The following is a 16,498-nucleotide window of genomic DNA, read 5'->3' as shown; positions in this document are numbered from 1 at the left end:
GGCGCGCTCGGCGGGCGTCCCGCGCACGGGCCCGGCAGCCAATGCTGCGGGCCAGAAATCCTGCCAGGGCTCTGCCTCGCAAGCGGCGAGAGGTTGAACGCAAAGCCGCAAAGCCGCAAAAAGGCATGAAAATTTGTTCTTTTTTGCGCCTTTGCGCCTTTGCGCCTTTGCGTTGAATTCTCTCCGGATCCCTGGTGGGGCGATCAGGGCGGCGGGACCCGTCCGCCCTCACAGGTCCGAAAAGCGCCAGAGCCGCGGCGGCACCCGCGCTACGACGCCTGCATGCGGATCGACGAGGACGCGTGCTACCGCGCGCTCGAGACCCGCGATCGTCGCTTCGACGGTCGCTTCTTCACGGGCGTGCGCTCGACCGGAATCTACTGCCGCCCCATCTGCCCCGCGCGGACGCCGAAGCGGGAGCGCTGCGTGTTCTTCCCCTCGGCGGCCGCCGCGCAGGAGGCCGGCTACCGCCCGTGCCTGCGCTGCCGCCCCGAGGCCTCGCCCGGGACGCCCGCGTGGCTGGGCACGTCGGCCCTCGTCTCGCGGGCGCTCCGGCTCATCGCGGAGGGCGCGCTCGACGACGCCGACGCCCCGGCGCTGGCGGCGCGGCTCGGCGTGGGCGAGCGCCACCTGAGGCGGCTCTTCCTGCGGCACGTCGGCGCCTCCCCGCTCGCGGTGGCGCAGACGCGGCGCCTGCTCTTCGCGAAGAAGCTCCTCGACGAGACAGCGCTCTCCATGACCGAGGTGGCGCTCTCGTCGGGGTTCTCGAGCGTCCGCCGCTTCAACGACGCGATCCGCGCCGCCTACGAGCGCTCGCCGCGCGAGCTGCGAAAGGCCGTGTCGAAGCGGGGCGGGGGAGGGGAGGGTGGGGGCGGCGAGGGCGGCGCACCGGACATCGCGCTCCGCCTCCCGTTCCGGCCGCCGCTCGACTGGGGCGCGCTCGCGGGCTTCCTCGGGGCGCGCGCGATCCCCGGCGTGGAGTCGGCGGACCCCGGCGCGTACCGCCGCACGGTGCGCGTCGCCGGCGGCCACGGCGTCGTCGAGGTGCGCCCGGCGCCCGGCGAGCCGTACCTCCTCGCGCGGCTGCGGCTGCCCGGCACGGAGGGGCTGATCCACTGCGCGGAGCGGCTGCGGCGGCTCTTCGACCTCGGCGCCGATCCCGACGCGATCGCCGCGCACCTCGGGGCCGATCCGCGGCTCGCCCCGAGGGTCCTCGCGATGCCGGGCGTGCGCGTGCCGGGCGCGTGGGACGGCTTCGAGCTCGCGGTGCGGGCGATCCTGGGCCAGCAGGTGAGCGTCCGCGCCGCGACGCAGCTCGCGGGCCGCCTCGTCGAGCGGCACGGCGAGCCGCTGGCGGTCCGCGGCGGCCTGCCCGAGGGCGCCGAGGGGCTCCGCTTCGTCTTCCCGGCGCCCGAGGCGCTCGCCGCGGCCGATCTGACGGACCTCGGCCTGCCGCGCGCCCGCGCCGCGACGATTGTGGCGCTCGCGGCGCGCGTGGCCTCCGGCGAGGTCGCGCTCGACGCCTCGCGCGGCCTGGAGGAGACGGTGCGCGCGCTCTGCGCGGTCCCCGGCGTCGGCGCGTGGACCGCGCACTACATCGCGATGCGCGCGCTGCGCGAGCCGGACGCGTTCCCGGCCACGGATCTCGGCCTGCGGCGCGCGCTCGGCGGCGTCTCCGGCGCGGATCTCGCGGCCATGGCGGAGGCGTGGCGCCCGTGGCGCGCCTACGCCGCGGTGCTGTTGTGGACGGCGGACGCGCAGGGCGCGCGGCCTGCAGAGAGGGAGGTGTCGAATGGATCTCTTGCTGGATGAGGTCGAGTCGCCGGTCGGGGTCATGCTCCTCGCGGCCGGCGGCGGCGCGGTCCACGGGCTCGATTTCTCGGACTGTGCGCCCCGCCTTCGCACCTTGCTGGAGGCGCGCTACGGCGCGGTCACGCTGCGCAGCGCCGCGGATCCTCACGGCCTGTCCGGCCGACTGAGGGCCTACTGGCGCGGCGATCTCGGCGCGCTCTCAGGCATCCCGGTCGAGCCCGGCGGCACGCCGTTCCAGCGCCGCGTCTGGGCGGAGGTCCAGCGCATTCCTCCCGGCGCGACGCGCTCCTACGGCGAGGTCGCGGCGTCCCTCGGCCAGCCGTCCGCGTCCCGCGCGGTGGGCCTGGCGAACGGCCGGAACCCGGTCTGCCTGATCATCCCCTGCCACCGCGTCGTCGGCGCCCGCGGCGACCTCACGGGCTACGCGGGCGGCATCGAGCGGAAGCGGTGGTTGCTCGCGCACGAGGGCGCCTCAGGGGAAGCAGGAGCGCGGCTCTTCGGCCACTAGGAAGAAGCCGCAGTCCGTCGCGTCGGAGCAGCTATAAAACGCGTCGAGCTCCTCGCCGCATTCGGCCTCGCACACCTTGTCGATGACCCCGCGGCAGCGCTCGACGACGCAGCAAGAGGCCACGGACAGGCTCCGCTGGCATATCCGCGACGTGCAGGCCTGGATCTGAACGTCGACGCAGCCGGCGCAGTCGAACGACACCCCGCGGTACGAGCGGGGAGCCGTGGTGTCCGCCGCGAAGCAGTCGTCGACACAGGAGCTCACCGTGCACGCGTCGATGCACGGCTCCGTGTCGGCCGAGCACCGCGGGAGGTGGGTGTCCGGCAGCGCCTCGATCGGCTCCGCGCACGCCTTCACGGCGCACGTTCCGTCGTCCCCGCACTCGCTGAGGACGTCCCGGCAGCTCGCGCCGTCGCAGCAGGGCTCGCCGACCCCGCCGCACGCCGTGCAGACGCCCTCGATGCAGTCCCGCTCGCCGCACGCCTCGCCGCACGCGCCGCAGTTGCGCTCGTCCTCGGAGAGGTCGACGCACGTGGATCCGCACAGCGCGAGGCCATCCGCACACGTGCACTGCCCGCCCACGCAGGTCGTGTCCGCGGGGCAGGACGCCCCGCACGCGCCGCAGTTCTCCGGATCGGACTGAACGTCGATGCAGTGAAACCCCGAGGCGGACCCGAGCGGACAGTACCCCTGCCCGGCCGGGCACTCGCAGCGCCCGCTCACGCAGCGCGCATCGTCGGCGCCGCAGAGGGCGCTGTCCTCGCCCTCGTCGGCCGCGCCGTCGCAGTTGTTGTCGGCGCCGTCGCACAGCTCGGCGAGTGCCGGGGCGTTCCGCGGATCGGCATCGTCGCAGTCCGTGCCGCCGCAGATCACGGGCAGCGCGTCGTCCCCATCGCCGTCCAGCCCCTCGAAGACGCACTGCCGGAGCGACTCGTTGCAGCGCTCTGCCTGGGTGCACGGATCCGCGTCCGCGCAGTCGGCCGGCGTCGCGCACGCCTTGCCGCTGACGCAGACGCCCTTCGCCCGATCACAGCGCCCGCCCGGACAGCGGGTGTCGTCCGCCTCCGACTCGCACCGCCCGCCGACGCAGCGATCGACCGTACAGGGGACGCCGTCCGCGCAGTCCTGCGCGCTCTCGCAGGGATCGCCTGACCCTTGCTGCGGGGCGCTGCCGTTGCTGCCGTTGCAGCTCGCGAAGAGGAGCGCCGTCGACGCCACCAGCGACGACAGACGAAAGAGGAAGGCGAACCGGTGTCTCAGCGGGGAGGTTTTCACGAGGGCGCTCCCTCGACGATAGGTTCGGCCGCGACCTCCACTCAAGCCGAGCGCCGCTTTGCGACGGCGCGCCTCGAGGAGCGCCCCCGCCTACTGCTTTTTCGACCCCAGGAGCGCCGCGATCGTCGGATAGTCGCTGTCCTCGACGGCCCCCTGGATCACGCACGTCACCTGCCCGCTCGGCGCAGCGAGCGCGTGGATCGGCAGCTCGGTCGTCTCCTTCACGCCGAGCGCCCGCAGCCACGCCGCCCGCTGGGGCCCGTCGGGCAGCCAGTACGAGGCGCGCACCCCCGTGCCCGGCTGCGCCTCGAGGAACCGCGACAGCTGCCGCTCGTCGTCGTCGATCGAGATGAACGCGAGGTCGACGAGCACGCCGGCCGCCCGCAGCTTCTGCTGCCACCCGAGCAGCCGCGGCATCTCCTCCAGGCACGGCTTGCACCACGCCGCCCAGAAGTTCACCCACACCCACTTGCCGACGCCGAACCCGATGTTCGCCGGCAGCTTCTCCGCGCCGCCGGCGGCGACCGCCGTGAGCCCGCCCGCCGAGGGCGCAGGCCGAGGAGACTGCCCCGCGCACAGGAGCCGCGGGGCGGCCGGCGCCGCACCCGCCGTGGCGCTCGCCGGCGCCGTGGCGCTCGCCGGCGCCGCGGCCCCCGGCGCCGTCACCGCGTTGCTCCGCCCCTGGCCGGGCATCGGGGGCGGCGGGAGATCGGCCTTGTCCGTGTCGCACCCGCCCGCGAGCCCCGCGGCCAGGGCGAAAGCCACGAAGGCGCTCCGGAGGGCGCCGCTCCTGCTCGCGGGGCTCACAGCTGACAGTCCACCCACGAGACGAACGCGCTCCGGTTGATGGCCTCCGCCGTACATGCCTTGTTCTTGCGCGAGACGTTCCATTGGCAGTATTCCGCGCCGAGCTGCGCGAACTCGTTCCCGAGCCACAGCATCCCGACCTTCTTGTCCAGGTCCTGCTCCTTGAACTTGTCGGAGATGTCGAAGAACGCGCTGTTCGCGCGCTTGTGCGACAGCGTCCGGTTGAACTCCGGCCCACCCGTCTTCGACGCGCGAGCGACGATGAAGAAATAGCGGGCGCCGCGCCGATCGAGCCACATCTCCTCGATCATCTTCTTGCCGTCGTCGTCGAGCTTCTCCGAGGCGTCGTCGAACATCACGACCCCGCCGCGCTGCTTCAGCGGCGTGAAGAGCGCGTTGAAGTCGTCGTCGCTGATCGACGCGAGCGTCTTCACGTCGGCCGGCTGGCACCCGCGCCGCGCCTCCGCCCCGACAAGGCCGCACGCGTTGAGCACCCGCTGCAGCACCGTCTTGAACGCGGGCGTGCAATACGGCGCCTCGGCGTCGTTGGCGATGGCCACGGCCGGCTTCACCGCCGCCGCCACACCCGTCTTCAGGCGCTGCGACGCGGCCTGCACCTCGCTGTGCACCGTCACCCCGGACGCGACAAGAAGCGCGCACCCGGCCACGATCCCGATGATCCCTGCGCCTCTCATGATCTCCTCACTTCGTCCGGAGCGCCGGCGCGAGCTGCCTTATCGCGTACGACATCCCGATGTCCGTATCTTCGTCGCAGAGCCGCGTCGTGCCCAGGAACATCTGCGGCGTCGAGACAGGGAGCTTGTTGTCCACGATGTAGCGGAGCATACGGTTCAGCCGCAGCGCCGTCTCCTTCGAGTCCATGCATGCGTCGAGCCCCGGCCAGCGCTGCCGGATCGCCGCCTGCACGTTGGCGATGCCCGCGCCCGCCTTCGCGCCCTCGAGCAGGGTCTCCTGGTTCTCGTAGGCCCACTCGAGCACATCCATCGCCCGGTGATCGCTGCACAGGATGGCCTTCGAGAGGAGGCACGAGCCCGGGTGCACCGGCCGGTCGAGCATCCAGTTGCATTCGCTGTCCAGCGGGAAGAGCACCAGCGTCGTGTCGAGCTTGTCGAACACCCCCTCGGACACGAGCCGCTGGTGGAACGCCTTGCAGGTCGGGCAGAGCGGATCGACGAAGAGGGTCGCCGGCTGCACCGCGCCCGGGCGCGTCACGTGGAGCAGCGCGCCGTTGGGCTCGGTCGGCTTCTCCAGCTTGCCGCAGCCGGTCATGTAGCTCGCGTAGCTCGGCAGGGCGCTCGCGTAGAGCAGCGCCGGCGTCACCGTGCACACGGCGAGCGCGACGAGCCACCCCGGCAGGAGCAGCAGCGAGCCCACGCGGCGCGGGGGGCCGGCGGGCGCTGCGGCGGCGCCGCCCGGCCCGTCGACCCCGAGGGGCGCCCCGGGGACCGTGGGCCCCACCCCGGCCGCGCCTGCCGACGAGGGCGCGCGCGGCGCCGCGCTGGACCAGGCCGCGGCGCGGGCCGCCCTGCGGTCCTCGAGGAACGCCCAGACGCCCCCGGCCGCGAGCAGCGCCGACGAGATGTACATGCCGACGCACGTCTTGCAGAACACCCCGAGGCGCACCGCCGAGATGGTCGCCATCAGGAGCGACACGGCGAGCGGCGTGAGGCCCGCGACGAACAGGAAGTGCGCCGCGCGCCGCGGCGCGTGCTGGGCCGAGAGCAGCACATAGAGCGCGAACGCCGCGAAGAACGCGAACGCGCCCAGGGCGAACAGCGAGATGGGGATACCGCCCCAGAAGCTCTCGCGGAACAGGGCGGAGTAGGGGCTGTACATGGCCACGCGGCACGCGGTGTCGGCGCCCGCCTGCGCGCCGAGGCCCGGGACGAAGCTGCAGTGCAGGTCGTGGACCTGCCGGTCGAGGTGCCGGATGTAATCGAACGTCGATGAGGCGCTGAACGCGAGTCCCAGGAGCGACCCGCTGAGCGCGAGCGCCGCAGGCCCGCGAGGTCCACGACTGCCTGACATGGTCGAGTGGATTACGCGACGTCGGGCAACGCGTCAAATAAGGACGCCTGTGCGCGCGTGCGTCGCGCGCGCGACGCACGCGCATGCGCAGCGCACGGCCCAGGGGGCGATCGCGCCGCGCCGCGCCGCGCGCGCCGCGACCGCTCCGCGAGGCGCTGAGCCCGCCGGCAGGCTTCGCCGAGCCCGCCGGCCCCGCGCCTCGCGGCGCGCGCCGCTGGTCGGCGTTGCCCACGCGATCGGCCGCTGCTAGGAGCCGGCCCGGGGGGATTCGGGATCCCAGAGCCAACCGATGACGACCTCTGCACCCGGCGCGGCGAGCGGCGCGCCCCTTCCTGTGAAGCTCGGTCCGTTCGATGCCGAGTTCCTCGCGGACCTCCCTTACGACCCCTCGGTGCTCTTCTTCGACGAGCTCCTCGAGGTCGACGCCGAGAAGGGCCTCGTGCGCTGTCGCATGCCGACCGACAGGCCGATGCCGCTCGTCGACGCGCAGCGGGCGCATCCGCTGCTGCACCCGCGCCACGTCGCCGGCGCCATCATGGTGCACGCGACGGGCATGCTCGGCTTCGTGCACGCCTACCACCTGCTCGGGTTGCGCCACCGCGAGGGCTGGATCGGTTATGGCACCAACATCCACCGGGTGGTCTTTCGCAAGCTGGTCCAGCCGGGCGCGCCCATCGAGGCGACGTGCGTGGCGACGCGCTCCCGGCTCGGCGTCAAGCGGCACATGATCCGCTATTCGTTCGAGTTCCGTCACGAAGGCAGCGTCTGCTACGAGGGCGATCAGACCGCCGTGTGGATGCGCGTGCAGGACGTTCCAGCCACGGATTCCCGACCCGCGCTCGAGGACCCGGAGCGATCCCTCGCTTGACCCGCGCGTTCGTCTCGTCTACCGGCCCTCCCCATGCAGGATTTCGATGCAGGATCGATCGTCCCGTCCACACGCGATCTTCTCCAGGTGATCTCCACCCGCAGGAAGAACATGGCTCTTGTCGGGCTCGTCGGCTCGGAGGCGCCCGCGGAGGATGCGGCGCGGCTGCATGAGCTCAACATCTCCGCGCTCGCGTTCGCCGAGGCAGGGCCCGCCATGCAGGGGGCCGCGCGGGCGACGAGGACGGTGCCGTCGCTCTGCCTGTCGCGGGTGAGCGATCGCGACGGCGCCCTCGCGGCGCGCTACCACGGGGCGGACGGGGTCTGCATCGACGCGACGCTGCCGCTCGACGACTGGGACCGCCTCGCGAAGGGGGCGAGGACGATGCGCATGCTCCCGCTCGCGCTGGCGGAGAGCAAGGAGGGGGCCGAGGCCGCCGCGAAGGTCGGCGCGCGCGCGGTCCTGCTCCGGTGCGCGTCGGCGGACGCGGTGATCGAGGCTGTCGCGTCGCTCCCGAGGGCGCTCATCGTCGTCGCCGAGGTGCTCTCGGCCGACGCCGACGCGCTCCGCCGCCTCGTCGGCCACGTCGACGCGGCGATCGTCCCGCCGGGCGTCCACAAGTCGGCTCAGTTCCCGGCGCTCGTCGCCGAGGTCGATCCCTGAGCGCTGAAAGTTCGGGCCGCCCCTCGACGGCGCGGGCTCCCTCCTCCACGATCCGGCCTCGATGAGCAACGCTCACGGACTGGAAGAGCGGCGGCGCGCGCTCCGCGAAGGGGCGCTCGTGCAGGCCATGCCCGAGCTCGGGACGCTGGTCGTCACCGGCTCGGACCGGCAGACCTGGTTGAACGGCCTGGTCACCTGCGATCTCGCGCCGCAGAAGCCGCTGCCCGCCGGGGCGAAGGCCGCGCCTCCCGCGGGCGGCGCGTACGGGCTCAACGTGGGGAAGACCGGGAAGATCTTCGCCGAGGTGTGGATCGTGATCGCGGCCGATCGCATCTACGTCGGCGCGCTGCGGGAGCGCGTCGAGCAGCTCCGCGAGCTCTTCGACCGCCACCTCATCATGGAGGACGCCGAGGTCCAGGACGCCTCCGGCGAGCACGCCTGGGTCTTCGTCCACGGCCCGCGGTCCCCCGATCTCGCGGCGGCCGGGCGCGCGGCCGGAGCCGAGGCCGCGATCGTCGACTGGACCGGCCTCGGGGGCGCGCTGCTCGTGGCGCCCCGGCAGGCCGAGGGCGCCGTCCTCGAGGCGCTCCTCGCCGAGGGCGAGGCCCGCGCGGTCCTGCCGGTGGCGGCGGCGGCGTGGGAGGCGCTCCGGGTCGAGAACAACGTCCCGCGGTTCGGCGTCGACTTCGACGACCAGAACTTCCCGCAGGAGGCCTCGATCGAGGAGCGCGCCGTCTCGTTCAGCAAGGGGTGCTACCTGGGGCAGGAGACGGTGTTCATGCTCCAGGCGCGCGGTCACGCCAAGAAGCGGCTCGTGCAGCTCGCCGTCGAGGGGGAGGGCGGCGTGCCCCCGGGCGCGGAGATCGCGCTGCCCGACGGCGCGGCCGTCGGCGCCGTCACGAGCCAGGTCGAGGATCCGCGCGGGACAGGGCTGCTCGCGCTCGGCTACGTCAAGTACAAGCACGCTGTGCAGGGCACCGCGCTCCGGGTCGCCGGCCGGGCGGCCGAGATCACGCGCGCGCCGAAGGCGGGAGACGGACCGGGACGGGCCAAGCTCTAGCGCCCCGCCGTCGCGGACGGACGGCGGGCCAGAGGAGCGCGGACAAGCGATCTCAGGGGAAGATCTCGCGCTCTCCATACACCGCCGCGAGCCGCTGCAGCGCCACGGCATAGGCGGCGAGGCGCAGCGTGCACTTCTTCTGCCGCGCCATCTCGGTCACCTCGCGGTAGGCCCGCTTCATCGCCTTCTCGAGCCGGGAGTCGACCTCCTCGAGCGTCCATGTCTCCGAGCGCTTGTTCTGCACCCACTCGTAGTAGCTCACCGTGACGCCGCCCGAGTTGGCGAGGATGTCGGGCAGGATATGGATCCCGCGCTCCAGGAGGATCTTCTCCCCCTCGGGCGTGCACGGCCCGTTCGCGCCCTCGGCCACCAGGCGGACCTGCAGCCAGCTCGCCTCCTCCACGCCGACCTGGTTCTCCAGGGCCGCCGGGATGAAGATGTCCGCCTTGAGCCGGAAGAACTCCTCTCGGCTGATCGGCTTGCCGGCAGGGTAGCCCGCGATCGAGCGGTTCTTCTTCACGTAGTCCTGCAGCTTGTGCGGATTGAACCCTTCCGGATTGTAGAGATACCCGGTGTGATCGCCGACCGCGACGGTCGAGGCGCCGAGCTTCGACAGGAGCACGGCCGTGTTCGAGCCGACGTTGCCGAAGCCCTGCACGAGCAGCGTCGCGCCGCCGAGGTTCACGTCGTTGTCCTCGGCCCACTCGGTGATGCAGTGGACGACCCCCTGGCCCGTCGCCTTCTCGCGACCGTACGTGCCGCCCGACGCCACCGGCTTGCCCGTCACGACCCCCTTCACAGCCTGCTTGAAGAGCTGGCCGACGGTGTTCATGTACGTGTCCATGGCCCAGGCCATGGTCTTCGCGTCGGTGCCCATGTCGGGAGCCGGGATGTCCGTCTCCGGGCCGATGTTTCCGCCGAGCGCATGGAAGAAGCGGCGGGTGATCCGCTGGAGCTCGGCGCGCGACACCTCGTTCGGGTTGAACTTGATTCCTCCCTTTCCGCCGCCGAGCGGCAGGTTCATGAGCGCGCACTTCCACGTCATCATCGCGGCCAGCGCCTTGAGGTCGTCGAGCGACACCGTCTCGTGATATCGAATGCCCCCCTTGAACGGCCCGAGGAGGTTGTTGTGCTGGATCCTGTAGCCCTTGAAGAGCCGGATGCTGCCGTCATCCATCCGTACAGGGAAATTGACGATGATCTCGTTCTTCGGCTGGCTCAGGATCGTGGTGATGTAACCCGGCAGCTCGATCAGTCGGGCAGCCTCGTCGAGATAACCCTGGACGACTTTGAAGAACTCGTATTTGTGCCTGTGGCTCGGAGCAGCAGGGACGCTCACAGGCGAAGTCGTGGTCTTGGTACTGAGCTGTTCTTCCATGGCTATGTAACTTTCTAGTGCGCTGAGCCCTTCCGTTCAACGTCGGGCGCAACCATGCGATGCGTCATCGCGGTTCCGGACGGGCGGGGCGATGCGTCAGGCCGCCAGTGTTCGAGGAGGCGCCGCGTTGACGGCAGGAAAGCCGCGTCGGGGGGCGAGGCGGCGGGTGCGTGCGATGTGGGTGTCGCGCATCGATGGATGCGCGGTCTCCGGGGGGCGTGCGGCGCGCGGCGCCCTTCAGGGCCTCAACCACAGGACATACAGATACGTGATGGTCCCGGTGACGAGCAGGGCATCGACGCGGTCGAGGATGCCGCCGTGGCCGGGCACGATCCCGCCAGAGTCCTTGATCCCGAAGGAGCGCTTGAACAGGGACTCCCCGAGATCTCCCGCCTGACCGAGGCCGCCCGCGACGATCGCGAGCGCGAGCGCGTCCACGAGCGGCAGCGACCGGAGGAACCAGAAGTGAGCAAGGAGCGCGCCGATCACGGCGAAGAGCAGGCCGCCGAGCGCGCCCTCGACGGTCTTCTTCGGGCTCACGGCCTCGTAGAGCTTGCGCCGGCCGAGGAAGCGGCCGGCGAAATAGGCGCCGGTGTCGGAGAACCAGGAGAGCAGCATCGCCAGCACGACGAACGAGGGGCCGTCGGCGCCCCCGTCGCGGCGGAGGAGCGCCAGCGCGCCGAGCCCGCCGCCCACGTAGAGCGGGCCGAACGTCATCGCCAGCACGCGCAGCGCCGCGGTGCGCATCTCGCCGAGGCGCACGAGCGTGATGAGCATCGCGACGAACGGGAGCAGGAAGATCAGCGCGAGGAGCGCGCCCGGCGAGCCGCTGAATCGCCAGATCACGCCGAGGACGGCGAGCGTGAGCGCGACGCCGATGGCCCGCGCGACGCGGTCGTCCGCGTGTGTCATCGCGAAGAGCTCGAGCGCGCCGATGGCCGAGGCGACCGCGACGAGCGCCGCCCAGCCCCAGCTCGGGCCGAGGTAGAGCAGCGAGAGGAGCAGGGGAGCGGCCACGAGCGCGGTCATGACCCGCATCGTGAGGTTGGAAGCAGCCAATCTCAGACCCCCGTCCGTGAGCCGTCGTGGGACCCGTGCGAGGCGGGCGCGGCGATCTCGCGCGCGCGCCACGGCCGCTCCGCGTCGAGCGCGCCCCGGGCGCTGGCCGGCTCCCCCCCGGCGCCGCCCTCCGCGTCGCGCGCGGGCGGCGCCGCGCCGTCGCGTCGCTGGTAGGCCGCGATGGCGGCGAACAGGTCGTCCTCGGTGAAGTCGGGCCACAGCCGCTCGGTGAACGACAGCTCGGCGTACGCGGCCCCGTAGAGCAGGAAGTTGGAGAGCCGCTGCTCGCCGCCGGTGCGGATGATGAGATCCGGCTCGCCGACGCTCAGGCTCGGCAGCCGCGCGGCGAGCAGCGCCCCGTCGATCGACTCCGGATCGAGCCTGCCGGCGACCGCCTCCATCGCGAGCTCGCGCGCCGCGGCGGCGATCTCCTCGCGCGCGCCGTAGGACAGCGCCAGCGCGAGCGTCATCTGGCGGTTCGTCGCGGACGCCTTCCGGAGCGGGTCGAGCACGTCGCGCACGGCCTCGGGGAGCCGGCTGATGTCGCCGATCGCGACCAGGCGGATGTCGTTCTCGAGGATCTCGCAGCGCTCGCTCATCAGGTACTCGCGCAGCAGCCCCATCAGCGCGTCGACCTCGTTCCGAGGCCGCGCCCAGTTCTGCTCGCTGAACGCATACAGCGTCAGCGCCTCGACGCCGAGCCTCCGGCAGACGCGCACGATCCGCCGCACGGCGGCGCTGCCGGCCTTGTGCCCGGCCTCGCGCGGCTCGCCGCGCAGCTCCGCCCAGCGACCGTTGCCATCCATGATGATTCCGACGTGGCGCGGGAGATTTCTGGCTTCTACGAGGTTCATCGGCGGGGGCAGTTTCCTCTGTTGACTACCGACTGTCGACTGTTGAGTCTTCACGCCCATGAGCACAGGGGTTGGTCTCACGGTCACGCTGCGCGTCAGGATGGGCGCGCACGACGCACATTACGCGGGCGAGCTGTGCGATGGAGCGCGTATTCTCGCGCTCTTCGGCGACGTCGCAACCGAGCTCCTGATCCGTCTCGACGGCGACGAGGGGCTCTTCCGTGCGTACGAGGCGGTCGAGTTCCTCGCCCCTGTCCGAGCAGGCGATTTCATCGAGGCGACCGGGGTGGTCACCAAGGTCGGCGCCACGTCGCGCGCGATGGCGTTCGAGGCGCGCAAGGTCGTCGCCAGCGTCCGCGAAGCCGGGGTGGCGCCCTCGGCGGCCGACGCGCTGGCCGAGCCGGTCATCGTCTGCCGGGCGCTCGGCACCTGTGTCGTCCCGAAGGAGCTCCAGCGTCGGCCGCGCCTCGTCCTGCCGGCGCTGTCGGCGCCGCCCCCGGACCACGCGCAGCTCCCGGAGCCGCGGCCGATCATCACGCCGCCCCCCCGGATCCTTGTCACGCCGCCGCAGAGCGCCCTCATCCTGACGGCCGCGATCGTCGGCGCGGAGACGACCCGGGCGCAGACGCCGCACCTCCCCATCACGGCGCGCGAGCTCGCCGACGAGGCCGCCCGCTGCCGGGACGCGGGCGCCTCGGTGGTCCACCTGCACGTCAGGAACCCGGACGGGTCGCCGAGCCAGTCGCGCGCGCTGTTCGCCGAGGCGATCGCCGCGATCAACGAGAAGACGGACGTCATCGTCCAGACGTCGACCGGGGGCGCCGTCGGGATGGGCGTCGACGAGCGCGCCCAGCCGCTGCTCTGCAGCCCCGAGATGGCCACCCTGAACTGCGGCACGATCAACTTCGGCGAAGGGATCTTCGACAATACCCGGCCCCTCATCCGGGACATGGCCGCCCGGATCCGCGCCGGGGGGAGCGTCGCCGAGCTCGAGTGCTATGAGGTCGGCCATATCCATGAGGCGCTCAGCCTTTTCTCCGAGGGGCTCCTCGCGGAGCCGCTCCACTTCCAGTTCGTCCTGGGGGTGCCCGGCGGCATCGCGGCGCGCGAGGACGTGCTCCGGTTCATGATCACCCAGATCCCGCAAGGCGCCACCTGGGGCGTCGCCGCCGTCGGCCGCCACCAGCGCCCGATGACCGAGCTCGCCATGCAGCTCGGCGGGCACGCGCGGGTCGGGCTGGAGGACAACATCTACCTGGACAAGGGCGTGCTCGCCGAGGGGAGCGCGCCGCTCGTCGCGCGCGCCGCCGCCTTCGCGCGGAGCGTCGGCCGCGAGGTGGTCGAGCCGGACCGCGCGCGCCAGCTCCTCGGGATCCGCCCGCGCGCCGCGGCGGCCCAGGCCGGCCCCGCCTCCGGAGGGAGCGCGCGCGCGCAGGGATGACGGACCGACCGCTCTCGCCGTGGATCGATCACCTGCGCGGTCGGCTCCCGATCGCGCTCGGCGTCGCTCTTCTCGGGGCCGTCGCGCGGCTCTCGACCCCGCCCCCGCCGGCGCGGACCGCGGACGCCATCGCCGGGATGCTCGGGGAGGCGATCGGCGGCGCCGTCAACCCGGACGACTTCGTCTGGGAGGAGCGCGGCGGGTTCTTCTCCGACGCGCTCCTGGGCCGCCGGGTGCTGTTCCTCGGTGTCGCGGGCGTCCCGGGTCCGCGCGCCGCGGAGCGTGGGGCCGACGCGGAGCGCGCGCCCGACGGGCGCGGCGCCGCCGACCTGTACCGGGCGCGCGTGCGGCTCACCCGCTCCGGCCGGCCGGTGAGCCTGGACGGCGTGCGCAACCTGACCGGGACGCCCCTCGGCGACGATCGCGGCCTCGTCGCCCGCGGCAGCCGCGTCGCGGTGACCACCACCGCCTTCGGCGTCGTGCAGGGGATCACGCAGCTCGATCTGGGCGGCGATGGGCGCGCGGGAGCGCGGCCCGTCGGCGAGCGGCTCCGCGCGGCGATCGACGGCTGGCTCGAGACCGGGAGCGTGGACGGCGCGTCGCGCACCGAGATCTCGTTCGACAACCCGCCCGCGTCCGCGCGGCTCGACCTCGTGGACGAGGGCCTGGTGATGGCGCTCGGGCCGGAGGCGGTCCCGGCGGCGCTCAACGCCGGCACCGGCGAGGTCGACACGGGCGGGCGCGATCCGTTCGTCGCCCGCGCGCACCACCTCCCGCGGCGCGTGCCCTCGCTCGGCGAGCTCGCCGGGCCGTCCGCCGAGCGCCTGCTCGGCCCGACGGCGGCGGCCGCGGTCGAGCGGCTCGCGCTCGCCGTGGACCGCGCGGGGGCGAGGCTCCGCGCCGCGCCGGCCGCCGCGTACGTGACCCGCGGCCCCGCGTCTGCCGAGCCCGCGCCGGAGGGGTGGCCTTCGCTCTGGCCGCCGCCGCCGGTCGCGCCGGCGGTCGATCCCCCGCTCCCGGGGGAGGGCGCCTGGGTGCTGGTGGCTCCCTCGCTCCCGCGCGCGCTCCCCGGCGTCGAGGAGGATCCGCAGCGCCCCTCCAGCCCGTTCGCCGCGACGACCCTCCGGCCCGATCCGCGGCGGCCAGAGCTGCGCGTCCACCTGCTCGCGATCGACACGCGGCACATCCGGTTCACCTTGCAGGCGGGATACGAGGCCCCCAGGCCGACCGTCGGCCCGCGCGGCACGGGGCAGATCCCCAACCCGTCGACGCTCCGCGGCGCCATCGGCCTCGGCGCCTCCACGCGCGCGCCGGGCGCGCCCCACGCCGGGACGGAGGCGCTCGGCATGGTCGTCGGCGGCCGCGCGCTCGTGCCCCCGCGCGACGGCGCGGCGACGCTCGGGGTCGACCTCTCGGGCCGGCCGTACTTCGGCGCGTGGCCGTCCGGCGGGGACGTCGAGCGCGTCCCCTGGGCCCTCTGGCAGCGCCCGGCGGCGAGCCCCGGCGCGCCCCGCGCGGAGGGATCCACGCGCTTCCCCTGGGCGCTCTGGCAGGGCCCTTCGCTCTTCGAGGCAGGGAGCGCCGCGGCCCCGCTCGCCATCCTCCCCGGCCCTCCGGCGGAGCGCGCCCCGACCAGCGCGGCGCCCTCGCCCGGCGACGGCGACGACCTCGTGGTCGAGCGCGCGGCGCTGTGCATGACCGACCGCGGCTTCGTGGTCCACGCGTGGGGCGGCGCCCTCGACGCGGCCGCGCTCCGGGCGGCGCTCGACCGCGCCGGGTGCCTCGCCGGCGTCTCGCTGGGCAGGGCGCCGGACCCCCTCGGCGTCGCCTTCCTGAGCCCCCAGCAGGACGGCATCCTGACCGCCGAGCGCCTCTCGCCCGCGATGTCGATCGCGCCGCCGGAGCACGCCGCGGCCGCGTCGCCGCGCCCCTTTCTCTTCTTCGAGTCGCGCTGGACACACGGCCCCCCGGCGCCGGACCTGTCGCTGCCGGGCGAGAGCGCCGGCTGGGCCGCGGACGGCGGCGCGCAGCCGCCCCCGGCGTGGAGCCCGGCCGTGTACGCCGCCGACACCGTGCACCTCGGCGCGCAGGTCCGCGTCCACGCCTTCGCACCGGACCGGTTCCTGTTCCGCCTCCGCGCCGGCTCGCGCGAGATCTCGCCGCGGAGCGCGCCGAAGCTCGACGCCGAGGTGCCGGCCGACGAGCGGCGGCAGGTCCTCGCGGCGATCGGCGTCGGCACCGGCCGGCGGCGGGGCCCGCGCGGGCTCGCCGTGGGCGGCACCGTCGGCCTTCGCTTCCGCGGCGAGGGAGGCTTGCTGCTGGTCCGGAAGGGCCGCGTCGAGATCCGCCCGGCGGGCGGCGCCCCGCTGGCGCCGGACGCGGACGCGACCGAGCTGCCGCTCACCGCCGACGACGGCAGGCTGCGGCCGGAGGCGCGCGAGATCGGGACCATGCGCCGGCGCAGCGCTGCCTGCGTGCTCGACGATGGCACGCTGCTCGTGGCCACGACCACCTTCGACAGCGACGAGGCGACGACCGAGGCGCTGCTCGACCTCGGCTGCGCCCGCGTTGTCGCGCTCGATCGCGGCGCGCACCGCAACGCGTTCGTGCACCGGGCCTCCGGGGACCCCGCCCTCCAGCAGGCCTACGAGGAGACCGCGCTCTTCGCGGTCGGCGTCGCGATGCCCGGCCGGGCGCGCCGGCTCGCCCCCTGAGCGCGGCCCT

The 16,498-nt window shown here is 73.6% G+C and carries 14 protein-coding genes; 7 read left to right on the top strand and 7 right to left on the bottom strand.

Annotated elements, in window-relative coordinates; genetic code table 11:
* Nucleotides 1-282 precede the first annotated feature (282 nt).
* Complete coding sequence (locus WMF45_RS34255) at nt 283-1,812, top strand: AlkA N-terminal domain-containing protein (RefSeq protein ID WP_437709509.1); 1,530 nt, start codon at nt 283-285, stop codon at nt 1,810-1,812.
* On the top strand, nt 1,793-2,320 hold the full coding sequence (locus tag WMF45_RS34250) for a methylated-DNA--[protein]-cysteine S-methyltransferase (RefSeq protein ID WP_437709507.1): 528 nt from the start codon (nt 1,793-1,795) through the stop codon (nt 2,318-2,320). Before WMF45_RS34255 ends, WMF45_RS34250 begins: the two co-directional genes overlap by 20 nt.
* Here WMF45_RS34250 and WMF45_RS34245 read toward each other — a convergent pair.
* The 4 genes from WMF45_RS34245 to WMF45_RS34230 form a co-directional block, all read right to left on the bottom strand.
* Nucleotides 2,285-3,595: a MopE-related protein gene (locus WMF45_RS34245; protein WP_437709505.1), complete on the bottom strand. Its 1,311-nt coding sequence runs from the start codon at nt 3,593-3,595 to the stop codon at nt 2,285-2,287. The genes WMF45_RS34250 and WMF45_RS34245 overlap by 36 nt on opposite strands.
* A gap of 90 nt (nt 3,596-3,685) precedes the next feature.
* Entirely contained in the window at nt 3,686-4,402 is a 717-nt protein-coding gene (locus WMF45_RS34240; RefSeq protein ID WP_437709503.1) for a thioredoxin-like domain-containing protein, read from the bottom strand.
* Nucleotides 4,399-5,097 carry a hypothetical protein gene (locus tag WMF45_RS34235; RefSeq protein WP_437709501.1) on the bottom strand — a complete coding sequence of 233 codons (699 nt, stop codon included), beginning with the start codon at nt 5,095-5,097 and terminating at the stop codon, nt 4,399-4,401. Before WMF45_RS34235 ends, WMF45_RS34240 begins: the two co-directional genes overlap by 4 nt.
* Before the next feature lie 7 nt (nt 5,098-5,104).
* The gene (locus WMF45_RS34230) at nt 5,105-6,451 is read right to left on the bottom strand and encodes a vitamin K epoxide reductase family protein (RefSeq protein WP_437709499.1); all 1,347 of its coding nucleotides are present in this window, start codon (nt 6,449-6,451) and stop codon (nt 5,105-5,107) included.
* A 289-nt stretch (nt 6,452-6,740) separates the two neighbouring features.
* On the opposite strand from WMF45_RS34230, the gene WMF45_RS34225 reads away from it, so the two are divergent.
* The 3 genes from WMF45_RS34225 (at nt 6,741) to ygfZ (ending at nt 9,042) form a co-directional block, all read left to right on the top strand.
* Nucleotides 6,741-7,319 (top strand): hypothetical protein, encoded by a 579-nt coding sequence (locus WMF45_RS34225; protein WP_437543391.1) that lies wholly within the window; start codon nt 6,741-6,743, stop codon nt 7,317-7,319.
* 33 nt (nt 7,320-7,352) lie between these two features.
* Nucleotides 7,353-7,982, top strand: a complete 630-nt coding sequence (locus tag WMF45_RS34220; RefSeq protein ID WP_437709497.1) for a hypothetical protein — start codon at nt 7,353-7,355, stop codon at nt 7,980-7,982.
* A 61-nt stretch (nt 7,983-8,043) separates the two neighbouring features.
* Nucleotides 8,044-9,042: a CAF17-like 4Fe-4S cluster assembly/insertion protein YgfZ gene (gene ygfZ / locus WMF45_RS34215; RefSeq protein WP_437709495.1), complete on the top strand. Its 999-nt coding sequence runs from the start codon at nt 8,044-8,046 to the stop codon at nt 9,040-9,042.
* A gap of 52 nt (nt 9,043-9,094) precedes the next feature.
* On the opposite strand, the gene WMF45_RS34210 is transcribed toward ygfZ, so the two are convergent.
* From WMF45_RS34210 to uppS, 3 genes are all read right to left on the bottom strand, one after another.
* Complete coding sequence (locus WMF45_RS34210; protein ID WP_437709493.1) at nt 9,095-10,420, bottom strand: Glu/Leu/Phe/Val family dehydrogenase; 1,326 nt, start codon at nt 10,418-10,420, stop codon at nt 9,095-9,097.
* A 237-nt stretch (nt 10,421-10,657) separates the two neighbouring features.
* A complete protein-coding gene (locus WMF45_RS34205) occupies nt 10,658-11,458 on the bottom strand; it encodes a phosphatidate cytidylyltransferase (RefSeq protein WP_437709491.1) in 801 nt (266 codons plus the stop codon).
* 23 nt (nt 11,459-11,481) lie between these two features.
* On the bottom strand, nt 11,482-12,333 hold the full coding sequence (uppS, locus tag WMF45_RS34200; protein WP_437709489.1) for a polyprenyl diphosphate synthase: 852 nt from the start codon (nt 12,331-12,333) through the stop codon (nt 11,482-11,484).
* A 58-nt stretch (nt 12,334-12,391) separates the two neighbouring features.
* Between uppS and WMF45_RS34195 the strand changes: the two genes are divergently transcribed.
* Entirely contained in the window at nt 12,392-13,774 is a 1,383-nt protein-coding gene (locus WMF45_RS34195) for a 3-keto-5-aminohexanoate cleavage protein (protein WP_437709487.1), read from the top strand.
* Nucleotides 13,771-16,488 (top strand): hypothetical protein, encoded by a 2,718-nt coding sequence (locus tag WMF45_RS34190; RefSeq protein ID WP_437709485.1) that lies wholly within the window; start codon nt 13,771-13,773, stop codon nt 16,486-16,488. The genes WMF45_RS34195 and WMF45_RS34190 overlap by 4 nt, the downstream gene beginning before the upstream one ends.
* Nucleotides 16,489-16,498 lie beyond the last annotated feature (10 nt).

This window comes from Sorangium sp. So ce448, assembly GCF_051520915.1.
GTDB lineage: Bacteria > Myxococcota_A > Polyangia > Polyangiales > Polyangiaceae > Sorangium > Sorangium cellulosum_B.
This window is presented reverse-complemented; position numbering and strand designations above follow the sequence as displayed.